Here is an 11,835-nt window from a genome sequence, read left to right as displayed (position 1 = left end):
CCCTGCCGGACCGATCGACTGAGGCGGATTTCCGCTATGCCGCCGACCGGGCGCGTGCAACAGGTCGCCGCAGGTCACGGTCGGTGACCAGCCCCAGCGGCTCCGGGCATCCTGAACTAGCCGATGACAGTGTGCGTCGCGATTCCTTTCGAGTACGTCCGCGGGGGCCGGGAACATGGAAAGTGAGAACGGCGGTGCCAGAAACGGCACCCCGGGATGCACCCCGGATGCCAGCTGCCTCGCGCGCTCCACCACACGCTGCCACACATCGGGGTCCGGGCTCTGGCTTAGGCCATCCTGCTCCTCGACCTCCTCCATCACGTCCTCCCAGGTCTGATCTGGACGGCGGCGAACGAACATCAGGTCATAGGCCACGGGCGCAGCCTACAAGCGGCAAAGTCAGCTCAGGGGTCCGCAGAGCATCAGTTTGGAAGACGCCGATCATCGGGGTGGTACGCCTGATTGGCCAGGTCGCGGCGTGTGTGTTGGTGACCTCCGGTGCCCGTTCGCGACCGCTGGCGGCATCGGTTACTGGCCCGCGGATGGTCCGGCTGACTGTGGGACGTGACTGGATGGTTGGCAGGGACGCGCCAATTGACGTGCTGTGGGTATTGGTGGCGAAAAGTAGATTGCCGATGTGAAGGGGCGACGGTGGGTGTGGCGGTGGATGATCGTTGGCGCCCTGGTCGGTGGTGTGGGGTGGTTGACAGTCTGGTCGCAGGTGGCGGGTGGGCGGAGGTGGGGGTGGTTGATTGCGGGCGTGGCGGCGGTGGCGGGGGCGTTCGCGCCGTCGGTCATGGATTGGGTGCGGTCGCGGGGGCTGGCGGCGGATCGGCAGGTGCGGGCTCTGCGTGAGTCGTTGGTGGCGGATTTGCCGAGGTCGGCGGTGTGGTTGTTGCATCCGGATGTTGGAGTAGTGCGGTTTTTCGGCCGGGGTTGGGAATTGGCACAGTTGGATCTGTGGTGTCAGGACCCGGACGCGGGAGTGGTGCGGCTGATATGTGCTGGGGCGGGGATGGGTAAGACCCGGTTGGCGCGGCAGTTCGCGGCGAGGTTAGACGGGTGGCAGGTGTGGCCGGTGGCGGCTGGCCAGGAGACGCTGGTCGCATCTCGGATCGCCGGTGGGGAGACGCCGAAGTTGCTGTTGGTGGTGGTGGATTACGCGGAGACTCGGGAGCCGGTGGGGTTGGCGACGCTGTTGTGCGCCGCAGCCCGCTGCCCGGCAAATGTGGGACGGGTGCGGGTGCTGTTGGTGGCGCGGTCGGTGGGGCCGTGGTGGTCGTCGTTGTCGGGGGCGTATCCGCAGCAGGCCGCGTTGATGGACAGCCTGACGGTGGAGCGCCACGTCATCCAGCTGGGCGCGCGAGCGGATGATCGGCGGCCGGAACAGGTCGTGGCGGACGCGGTTGAGGAATTCGCAGCGTTCCTGCATCGGCGGGTGCCGACGGCTCTTAGCGGGGTGCCGTATCCGGCGGATACACCGTTGCTGCGGCTGCATGCCGAGGCGTTGGTGGCGTTGCTGGGCGGGCCTCGTAGTGATGACGGTCGGCATGACGTGCTGGACGAGGTGTTGGGGCATGAACGGCGGTACTGGCGCGGCTGCGCGCGGCGAGCCGGGTTAACCCCGCCGGGCCCCGCTCATCGGGCGGACACTGTACTGCGAGACCTGGTCGGCATCGCGGCGCTGGTGGGTGCCGGCGATGACGGGGAGATGGCCGGGGTAGTGCGCCGGGTACCGGCGTTGGCTGGTGCGGATGAGACGTCCGTCGACGAGTGGATGCACTGGTTGCGGGAGTTGTACCCGGCACCGTCCGGCAGACCGGAAAGGCTGGGGACCCTTCAACCGGACCTGCTGGCCGAGCACTTGGCGGTGGCGGTCCTCATGGAATGGACTGAGGCACAGCGCATCGCGGCGTTTGTTGGGCTTGCAGAGGGGCAGGCGGTACAGACGTTGACGGTGCTGGGTCGCGCTGCTGCGTGGCAGCCTGCCGCCACAACCCTGATCGATGCGGCGTTGGTCGCCGATCCGTCAGTGATCGGGAGCGCGGCGATTCGGGTCGCCCGGCAGTTCCCGAGCCTGTTGCCTGGGAGGCTCGCCGCATTCTTTTCCACGGCCAACATCGATCCGAAGGAGCTGCGACGCCTCGCACAGCAGGTGCCCTTCCCTTCGATGGAACTGCACTCGGTGGCGTTGGCGCTGACCAGCCGCATAGTTATGGCCGGGAGTACCACGGCGTCAGCGAGCGATCGGGGCCTGTGGCTGAACTCGCACGCGCTGCGCTTGGCGGAGGCAGGGCGGCGGGACGAAGCGCTGAGCGCGAGCAAGGAAGCCGTATCCGTGCGCCAGGAGTTGGTTGCCGGCAACCGGGCCGACCATCTAGCCGACCTGGCCTCGTCGCTGAACAACTACGCCAACCGGCTCGCAGCCGTAGGGCGCCGACGCGAGGCGCTGACGATCAGCGGAGAAGCCCTGGCGGTCTATCGGGAGTTGGCCGCAGACAACCCGAACGCTCACCTACCTGACCTAGCCGGGTCGCTGAACAACTACGCGATCCGCTTGGCGGAAGCAGGGCGGCGGGACGAAGCGCTGAGCGCCAGCGACGAAGCCCTGGCACTATGGCGAGAATTGGCCGCCGGCGATCGGGACGCGTACCTATCCGACCTGGCCATGTCACTGGGCAACTACGCCAACTGCTTGGCAGAGGCAGAGCTGCGGGCTGAGGCGCTGACAACCAACAAGGAGACCGTCGCACTCTACCGGGAACTAGCCGCCGACAATCCAGACGCTCACCTACCCAGCCTGACTAAGTCGCTGAACAACTACGCCAACTGCTTGGCTTACGTAGGGCGGCGGGATGAGGCGCTGACCACCAGCGAGGAAGCCGTGGCCCTGCAGCGAAAGTTGGCGGCCCGCAACCGGAACGCCCAGCTACCCGAGTTGGCCATGTCAGTGAGCAACCATGCACTGTATTTAGGAGCCGTGGGGCGGCTGGATGAGGCGCTGACCACCAGCGAGGAAGCCGTGGCACTTTACCGGGAACTAGCCGCCGACAATCGGGACGCTCACCTACCCGACCTGGCTATGTCGGTGAGCAACTACGCCAACCAGCTCGCGGCCGTGAGACGCCAGGATGAGGCGCTGGCCACCAGCGAGGAAGCCGTGGCACTTTACCGGAAACTAGCCGCCGACAATCGGGACGCTCACCTACCCGACCTGGCCGGGACACTGAACAACCACGCGATTAGCTTGGCGGGGTCAGGGCGACGGGAGGAGGCGCTGACCACCAGCGAGGAAGCGGTGGCCCTGCGCCGAAAGCTGGCCGCCCGTGACCGGGTCGCCCACCTACCCGGCCTGGCCAAGACACTGTGCGGGGCGGGATCGGTGTGCCTACTAGTTGACGGCCCGATGGAACTGGCATTGGCATCATGCTCCGAAGGGCTTGGGTACTTCGAGGAGTTGGAGAGAAAGCATCCAGGAGCGTTCACTGAACAGTTACGCGCAGCCATAGAAATGCTTGCGTACATACACCATGGACTGAACAATTTTGAAGCTGCCATCGCGCTCCGTGCTCGATTGGAACTGTGACAACCCTACGCACGACCAACCCGCTGCCATCGCGAAGCTGGAGCACCCTCGCCGGAGGCGCTCTGAGACCGAGTCGTGAGGGTGCGGCGCGCCGTGGCGCGCGATGCCGGCGTCCCAGCGCCGCCAGCAGCGTGCCGACGAGTGCGCCGCTGCGCCGCGCGAGCGCGGCGCCTGGATCCGAGAGAGAACTATTCGGCAGTTCAGCAGAAAAGCAGAAAAGCAGAAAAGCGTCGTGTCCGGTCGCGGCTGATGCTTTGCACGGCGTCCCAGAAGATGCTTGACAAGATCAGCCGAAATTGCGGATGAACATGGTCAGCCCGGTAGCTGGACCTCCATGATGCGTGCACGGAGGTGTTGCTCGGCTTGGTCAAGCACCGTCCAGAGGTCGAACCAGACCTGGTTGCGAGCCTCGGCGTGGTCGAGCCCCACAACCGCGATGCTGTATGTGCCCCAAAGGATCTCGTAGTTGCGAGATGGTGCGTCGACCCCGATGGCGAAGGCTGCCGCTAGAGCGGCGCGAGTGACGATCAGCTTGTTCGGGTCGTCAGGGGTACGTCGTCCACTGGTGAGATACTTCGGCTCGTCCGTGATCTTCATCCATCTGACGGTCGCACCAGGCACCTGCTCGTCGACGATCTCGGCGACGGATTTTCGGATCGTCGCGCCCGGATCGTCGCCGAGCCGGTCAAGCCAGTGATTGCTGTTGCTCAGCTTGGTGAAGTCGTCCTGGGGAGGCCCGTGCCTCGGGGTTGGGCGTGATCTCACCCGTGAGGCAGCCGTTAGCGTCGACCTTCCACACGCCTCGAACGGCCTCGCCCGGGATGTAGCCGTTGGGATCAGCGATCAGCGTGCGGTCGATTTCGGCGACCGAGCCGCTTGGGTGCCGTGCCGCCTCCGCGACCAGCTCGGCCGGCGGCAGTCGGTCTCGTCCCGTGCCGCCATCAGATGCTTTCGGTCTGCTCATGTCGTGATCCCCTGGCGTCAGACGAACGAAGCCCCCCAACGAAACCTAGATCGTCTGTCAAGCAGGTGGTGGGACGGAAACGTAAAGCATCAGATGGGACTACACAAGCAGAAGAGCCTCGTCCGGCGGCCAATGACACTGGTGTGGAGACTTGCCTGACCGTCCTACGATAAGAGACGTTTGCCTTACATAGGGAGCTGCCGGGTGCTTCGCTGGGCCGTCCGTAATCGTTGGTTGACAGCCAGTTTGTCGGTGGGCGCCGGCTTGTTGATCCTCTTTTGGTCATGGCTTTCCGAGCAGAGCGCTTGGTGGTCTGGGGTATTGGTAAACGGCGGTACTTCCCTGTTCCTCTTCGCCCCCCTCTTACTATTTGGCCGCCACATTGAACAGAGATTCGATGATGTCGAAGCGGCACAAGAGAAGATCGAGAGGCGCCAAGAGGCGACTGCGGAAGAGATTGCGTCATTATCCGAAGAAGTTTCGCAAGCTCAGGCCGAGATACGCCGCACGCGCGACGAACTCTCGCAGGTGGTATCAAGTCGTCTTGCATCGAGCCGCATTGATGATCAGGAACTCTTCGCGGCCGTGGACCAGACACCATCTCACGACGTTTTATCGAGAGCGCTAATCCGTGCGAATCACCTAAATCTGATTCCGCATTCCGGATGTCGCATACGGCTACAGGAAACTAGCGTGTACGTCCGTTTCAGAGCACCAGAGGTTGATTACTTTTCAGGGGAAGAAGCGCCCGATTCGAGAGGCGACCTCATTCTGCAGATAGAGCAGGCGGATGGCTGGTACCGTGGCGAGGTAGCCTGGACGCACGAAGAAGCCGCAGAGGACCTTCTAGTGCGCTTTGTTGAATCACTCGTCGGGGCGGGCCAGTATCCTGGCGACGACCTGTTCGATCCGACTCACATATTCGCGGATTTGGGTCAACTCCTTCAAATTGCCTACAAGTCCGCAACAACCGGAATGTTCGAGCCCCTCACGAGCGTGGTGGAATATTGCCCGCCTCAATGGGTAATTACTTCAACGCATCTCATTGGGGCTAGTCGCAAAGGTCGGTTCGATTACGCGATCCCGATCGCGCGGATCAATGAACCGCGCTGGTCCCAACACATGACCGAAAAGACCTGGATAGACGAAGACTCGTTCGACCGCGCATTCTCTGTTGCGAAACTGCTCTTCTCTGCCGGCAAATTGGCCGTGAAGCCCCCGCCCGCGAAAGGGGAGCCACCTTTCTAGGCTTCGGTGCGTACCGGCGGGTTTGCAGCGCAGGCGGCCGGCGGATGCACGTTCGTGTTAGCTACCTGCTCGCGGCCGGGAGGGAGAACGGCGTTCTCCTGGGCGGGTGTCGGCAATATCGAGCGCAAGTCGGAATGCAGGATGGATCACGAAATGAGAGGTGTTTCTGATGTTTGTTGCACTGTCCGCAAATTCGGGCTCATCCTGACCGAATGTTGCTTCCCGATCACGTGGACCCTGCAAACCCAAGAAGCCGATGTCGTACAGTAGTTTTACGAGTAGATGGTAGCTATCGGCCCAATCATCGCTAGCGCCACCATTCCAGAATGGGGCGCTCACTTCAGTTAGCCATTGCACGCCTTGAAACCTATAATCTGCGATCAATTCCATCGCGTCATCGAGATACTTCGTCGCAGCCGATACCGTCATCGCGCTAGGAGCCTGCCTGAAACGCTGGAGGACGCGATCGATGTCGGGGTATGTCGGCTCCCACTCGTCACGAAGGGCCAACAGCCGGTTCCGGGAATAGGCACTTTCCGCACCCTTCATGTCTTCCCAAGTAAGCCGGGCGCTGCCCCCAGCTGCTGCGAAGCATGCATTCAGATAGGCGATGGCATCACGCGGACGCATGAGGGTTCGGTCAAGAATGTAGTCGATGGGCTTTCCGCGAGTTTGATTTGCGTTGGGTAGCAGTTGAGTCACGCTGGTTACGGGACCTAGACTAAGCCTCTCTGCCTGAACCCTTGCACGCTCTCCCAATAAATTCTCAAGCTCCTTAGCCGTCCACCGCAGCCTCATGGTAAGAGCCCTGAACTTTTCACCCTGGCCGCCGCTTCGCCCGAAGTCTAACGCTTCGAAGATATTGGTCCGAAGTGCTACGACCACCTTCAGATTCACAACACGCTTCAGATCGAGTACAACCTGAAATAGGTTACGGATAAGGTCGTTCTTGACCTTATCATCCGCCCAATCCTTATCAAGGTCGTCGATGATCACGTACGTATAGTTCTGCGGTGAATCCAGGATATCCTCGTTCAGTACGTTCATCATCGTGTTCAGCCGCGGAAGCTGCGTTTCATTGACGACCCTCTGGAAACGACGAATTAGCTCGATGCGTTCCTCGCCTGCTAGGCTGCTTTGATCTGAACTGGTCAGTTCGACACTTGCTGAACCCGCGGTAAGCTTGCCACCAGCGGCCGCTTTGAACTGGCTTTCGAACTTGTTGGTAATATCCCTTACTCGCTCGTCCGTCTCACACCAGAACTTGCCCTCGAACTCCTCAAGATATTCGAGTGCGGCCTTCTTCTTCGAATCACGCTTAACCTTGTCTATGATGTATGTGAGGAAGCGCTGCTTCGCATCTGGCGAATCGATCCTATAGCGATGCTTGATTATTTCGATCAGTAGCACGTGCTTCCATAAGGCGTTATACAGAGAGTCGAGATGTACATCAAGCGACGTAAGGTAGCGGACAACACCAAGGTCGGTGATATACGGCAACGACAAGTCCGTCGGGTTTATCTCTATGACATGGTCGGGCATTTCCGATTTTATCCGACGAAGAGTCGCCGACTTCCCGCTTCCTGTCCTACCAATGATGAAACAGCGTCGGTCATCAGATCGCGATAGAATTGATCGGTAGACCACCGAGTCGTAGAACGCGTCGTCCAGAAGCGCGTCAGCTTCGGCGATCTCACCCCCTAAGTTGAAGTTGCCCTGCGAATGCTTCCGCGATGGACTCGATGACTTCATGCTCTTTGCAGGCATTAGACCTCGTCCTCAAATGGCGATTAGTGGCACTCATGTAAGCAACCATTGTGATACGTCAACAGTCACCAGTGAAGTGCAACGTCGTAGAGCCGTCCCTCCAGGGTGTCACGACAGCTCGAGGATCGGCTTCGCCGACGACGTCGTGCTGGCGTGTCCGAGGACAGACTCGGACACCCTCGCCCGGACTGTGATTCCGTCCTCGCTCGGAAGGTCGATCTCCAACAAGTGCGCGGGTCGCGGTCGTCGCCAGCGTCCTAGTTCCGTCCTGGTCCTGTACTAGTTTCGGCTCGTAAGCGTGCCCCTCTGCCACTAGTGTGCAAATCACACCTAACCTATCTTCACAACGATCCTGGGGGCGGTGCCGGTGGCGACCGTGCGGCGATGGACCGGCCGTGAGGCGCGCGCGTTGCGGATGGCAGAGCGGATGAGCGTACGACAATTCGCTGCGCATCTCGGTCTTACTCCCGCGTCGGTGTCGAACTGGGAGCGGCGTGGCGTTGACGCGCAGCTGCGGTACGAGACCCAGCAGATCCTCGACCTCGACCTCGCGCGTTGCGGCGACGACGTGCAGGAGCGGTTCGACCGGGCACTTAGCGACGATCAGCCGGCGCTGGTCGGAATCCACGACACTCCCGCTCCCGACGACGGCAATCCTGCGGCAAGACTTCCGGACCCGCTCGGCCGCACATCGGCGCGTCGCACCCAAGTCCTGCTACACGCCACCGCCGGCCTACGCGACTCCCCACTGCGGTACGCGGCTCCCGTCGATCCCGCGGACACTGTCGCCGAATTCGTGGCGTCACCAGCGCGTGTGTACGTCATCACGGGGCCTCCGGGCAGCGGTAAGACGCGTCTGACATACCACCTCGCTGAACAGACAGACATGGTCGACTTCCAACTCCACAGCGCGGACGGATGGGCCACCCGCCCGTTTGACTTGGCCGTGGAGATCTTGCGGTATGCCTCAGTCCAAGGCGGGGACGACCCACTGCTGGCCCTCGAGCGGGAGTGCTCCACGCTCAGTCGCCCTCTCCTCATCGTTATCGACGGCCCGAGGACCGGGGAGCAAGTTCACGAATTATGCCAACAGGTGGACCTGGTGTTGCGTCAGGTGCTGACTGATCGCTTGCGCTTTTGCCTGGTAGTGCGCACGCCTCCTGCAGTGGAATTCTCGGCATATCCGGTGCTGTCGGCGACTGTCATGCGCCAGTCGGCGAGTGCCGCCGGGAGTTCTCTACAACTTGGGGCGTGGAGCGTCAGCCAGGCACGTGCCGTTTGGGACCGCGGCTGTGTCAGTGAGGATCCGAGCTTCAACCAGCTCCCTGCCCGCGTCCGGCAACTCGCCCGACTGCCGCTGTACATGCATCTACTCAAGACCGCCGGTAACTGCGGCGCGGTCGGCGAGCCGACCGCCTACCGACTCGTTGACTTCTGCGTACGATCGATCATGGCAAGCACCGGCGGCAACGTCGAGGCGCTGATGATGCGGCTTACGGCGTTGGCTGAGTCCGAGCTGCCCCACTTGCTACCCAGGCAACTCGTCCCCGGGACGATGCCTAAGCGCGATGGGAACAGTCCGGCCCCGTCTTTCGCGCAGCCCTGGCCGCCGCTGCTGCAACCGAGCGCGTCGGGAGCCATGACGTTCGCGCACGATGTGGTCCGCGAATACCTTCTCGCTAGCCGCGTCGCGCAGCTCATCGAAGAACAGGGCCGATCTTCTGGCACCGTCGCCGCATTCAACGAACTGGCCGCGCAGGCCGGTTGCTCGGCTACGAGTCGGGGGGTGCTGGAGTTCGCCGTCCAGTGCCTCGACTCGACCGCCCCTGATCTGCTGACCGCGGTGTCGTTGTCGCCGACCATCGGCATCACCGCGACCCTGCCCCTGATGATCGAGGTAGCCGGTCACGACGCCGCGTTCGTCACCGACGAGGTCCTGCGCTCCTGCGCATCCCGGTCATTACATGACAGCGGAGCGAACCTCGCCAAGGCGCTCCTACAGTCCTCTCGCCTCGCCGAGACGCTCGCCGGCCGCCACGCCCCGTGGCTCGTCGAGATCCTGCGGCAGTTCGGCTCCGCGATCTGGCCCGACGTTGTCGCCTACGCCGAGCAGCGCCTCTCCGCATCCTCACTGCTCGGTCTGCTGGAAGCCGCCGATTTCAACAACGCGGCGGATGCCGTGTTCTTTGCACGCCATGCGACTGTCTTCTTCGGCGATGACGGCGACCTCACCGCAAAACTGAAAACCCTCGTGGAGCACCCTGACTGGCGGGTGCGCGCAGCCCTGGCCAACGGTCTCCACGCACAGCCGGCACCGCACCCCGCCGCGGACGCCGTTTTCGACGTACTGATCCGTGACCGCGACTATAAGGTCCGCGCCGCTGCCGCGGACGCGGTCGGTCGGACACTAGCGAAAGCGAGTGTCGCGCAAGTCCGTGACCTGGCACTCGATGACAATTGGCACGTACGGGAACGGCTCATACGAGGCCTTGCCAGCCTCACCACGCCAGTCCTCGACGACCAGCTACGCGCCATCCTCGTCACCGAGAGCAGTTGGCGCGAGTGTCCCGCCCACGTGCGTACCTGGCTCGAACGCCTACTCATAGTCGCCGGCGTCCCCCGCACCGCACCCACGCCGGCCTACGACAAGGCGCTGTTTGGTCTCGTGCGGGAGATTCGCACCGGATCGCTTCAGCCGCCGCCTCATGTCCACAGCAGACTCATCGCTCTCGCCCGCGCCTCGAGTAACTCGTTGGTTGCCAACGAAGCCGCCGCCCTGGACCCAGCCGCGCCACCAAAACCCGATATTCGCGGACGCCGGGAGATGTTCAGGCGCCTGCGTGACAGTCGGGCGGTACAGGTGGCACTCGACCTACGGGACGTCGATCAAGCGGTGACCGTCGCCGCAGCGGCGGCCGCCGCTGGGGCACAGTTCATCGAGGTCGGCGATCCTCTCATCAAGAGCGCTGGCGTCGCCGCGATCGAGCGTGTGAAACAGGCGGTCCCCGGCATCGCTGTCGTTGCCGAGATGATGTCCGCCGACTGGGGACGCGACCAGGTCATCCTTGCCGCCGAAGCTGGCGCTGACATCGTCCTCTTGATCGGTCCCGCCAGCGTCGCCAGCGTATCCGCAGCAGTCGAGGCGAGTACACGGCTGGGCCTGCCGCTCGTTCTCGACGTCCCACCCCGTCGCGCCGAACAGTCCTGGGTGCAGGCCATGGAACGCGTCGGCGTAGACGGGTTCGCTATCACGACCAACATCGACCTCGGTGTGGCCGGGCAGCACCCCCTCGATCAGGCCCGCGCCTTGCGCTCCTGGACTCGACTGCCGGTCGCCATCTCCGGCGGCTTCGGCATCGCCGACGACAGCGTCTACACCGACCCGACCTGGGACATTCTCGTCGTAGGCCGCAGCGTCGCCGACGCGGTCGTCCCGGCTGCCGCCGCCACACGCTTGATCGACCACATCCGAACTTATCAAACAGGACGATGCAATGATCATTGAACCGCTTACGGTGCCGCGCATCACCGCCGTCGAACACCTCATCGGCATCGGCGGACCCTTCGTCTGGGCGCGGACTCCGTCGGACTACTGGCTGTACGCCCAGCTGTTCTCCTCAACATGCCCCGTCGCCGTGGAAGGCGACCGACCCATCGGCGTAGTCATCGCGTTCCGGAGCCAGGATCGCCCGAGCGACATCTACGTCCAGGACGTGGTCACCCATCCCGAGCACCGACGTAAGGGAATCGCAGGAATTCTCTTGGATTCGGTGCGGCAGCAGGCGGCCACCTGGGAATGCCGGCGCCTGTACCTCACCTCAGAACCCGACAACGTTGCGGCACAAGCGACCTGGCTGTCGCTCGGGTTCGTCAACGTGCCCGGCGACCATACGGTCAACGGAGTAGCCGTGATTTCCGACTACAAGGGCCCGGGCAAGCACCGTGCCGTATACGAGCTGGCACTCAAGTAGAGCGGGCCATCGCCGCAGCAGGAACCAGCTCACAACGTTCACAGCTCCGCTTAACGATGGATTCGGGTCGGCGGAGGGCCCGAGCGTGTCTCCAGAAAGAGTCGATCCGAGAGTTGGATCCTTCACCTGAAGCGTCCTGATTCCCAGCAGCCGCCTAGCGCAAGACTAGGACGAGACTAGTACGCCATCGTATTCCTGGCACCGTCTCTGAGGTGCAGGATCATCATCAATGGTTCGTCGGTGGCCGCTGCCGGCAGATGATGAGCAAACCGTTCTTGAGCATCACCTGCTGTGGCGGT

Annotated in this window: 8 protein-coding genes; 4 read left to right on the top strand and 4 right to left on the bottom strand. The window is 62.8% G+C overall.

The window, feature by feature from the left end; all coding sequences use genetic code 11:
* The coding region (locus Raf01_RS46970) for a hypothetical protein (RefSeq protein ID WP_203924679.1) at positions 1 to 375 on the bottom strand (375 nt) is incomplete at its 3' end.
* A 373-nt stretch (positions 376 to 748) separates the two neighbouring features.
* Between Raf01_RS46970 and Raf01_RS46965 the strand changes: the two genes are divergently transcribed.
* A complete protein-coding gene (locus tag Raf01_RS46965) occupies positions 749 to 3,586 on the top strand; it encodes a tetratricopeptide repeat protein (protein ID WP_203924678.1) in 2,838 nt (945 codons plus the stop codon).
* Positions 3,587 to 3,898: 312 nt separating this feature from the next.
* On the opposite strand, the gene Raf01_RS46960 is transcribed toward Raf01_RS46965, so the two are convergent.
* Together Raf01_RS46960 and Raf01_RS46955 are read right to left on the bottom strand one after the other, a co-directional pair.
* A complete protein-coding gene (locus Raf01_RS46960; protein WP_203924677.1) occupies positions 3,899 to 4,183 on the bottom strand; it encodes a hypothetical protein in 285 nt (94 codons plus the stop codon).
* An 88-nt stretch (positions 4,184 to 4,271) separates the two neighbouring features.
* Entirely contained in the window at positions 4,272 to 4,550 is a 279-nt protein-coding gene (locus Raf01_RS46955; RefSeq protein ID WP_203924676.1) for a hypothetical protein, read from the bottom strand.
* A gap of 204 nt (positions 4,551 to 4,754) precedes the next feature.
* Here Raf01_RS46955 and Raf01_RS46950 point away from each other — a divergent pair, with 204 nt between their 5' ends.
* Positions 4,755 to 5,798, top strand: coding sequence for a hypothetical protein (locus tag Raf01_RS46950; protein ID WP_203924675.1), 1,044 nt, complete (start codon positions 4,755 to 4,757; stop codon positions 5,796 to 5,798).
* A 57-nt stretch (positions 5,799 to 5,855) separates the two neighbouring features.
* Here the strand turns inward: Raf01_RS46950 and Raf01_RS46945 are convergent, their stop codons facing one another.
* Entirely contained in the window at positions 5,856 to 7,550 is a 1,695-nt protein-coding gene (locus Raf01_RS46945) for a P-loop ATPase, Sll1717 family (RefSeq protein WP_373319790.1), read from the bottom strand.
* Positions 7,551 to 7,926: 376 nt separating this feature from the next.
* On the opposite strand from Raf01_RS46945, the gene Raf01_RS46940 reads away from it, so the two are divergent.
* Both Raf01_RS46940 and Raf01_RS46935 read left to right on the top strand, forming a co-directional pair.
* The gene (locus Raf01_RS46940; protein ID WP_239134542.1) at positions 7,927 to 11,070 is read left to right on the top strand and encodes an orotidine 5'-phosphate decarboxylase / HUMPS family protein; all 3,144 of its coding nucleotides are present in this window, start codon (positions 7,927 to 7,929) and stop codon (positions 11,068 to 11,070) included.
* Entirely contained in the window at positions 11,060 to 11,536 is a 477-nt protein-coding gene (locus tag Raf01_RS46935) for a GNAT family N-acetyltransferase (protein ID WP_203924673.1), read from the top strand. The genes Raf01_RS46940 and Raf01_RS46935 overlap by 11 nt, the downstream gene beginning before the upstream one ends.
* The last annotated feature ends 299 nt before the right edge of the window (positions 11,537 to 11,835 follow it).

This window comes from Rugosimonospora africana, from assembly GCF_016862975.1.
GTDB lineage: Bacteria > Actinomycetota > Actinomycetes > Mycobacteriales > Micromonosporaceae > Rugosimonospora > Rugosimonospora africana.
The sequence above is the reverse complement of the archived record's forward strand: the minus strand, read 5'-3'. Positions and strand labels throughout refer to the sequence as shown.

What these genes read in the sequence shown, in the direction of transcription:
- Raf01_RS46960 (WP_203924677.1), bottom strand. Translation starts at nt 4,183, where the DNA reads ATGAAGATCACGGACGAGCCGAAGTATCTCACCAGTGGACGACGTACC.
- Raf01_RS46955 (WP_203924676.1), bottom strand. Translation starts at nt 4,550, where the DNA reads ATGAGCAGACCGAAAGCATCTGATGGCGGCACGGGACGAGACCGACTG.
- Raf01_RS46945 (WP_373319790.1), bottom strand. Translation starts at nt 7,550, where the DNA reads ATGAAGTCATCGAGTCCATCGCGGAAGCATTCGCAGGGCAACTTCAAC.
- Raf01_RS46935 (WP_203924673.1), top strand. Translation starts at nt 11,060, where the DNA reads ATGATCATTGAACCGCTTACGGTGCCGCGCATCACCGCCGTCGAACAC.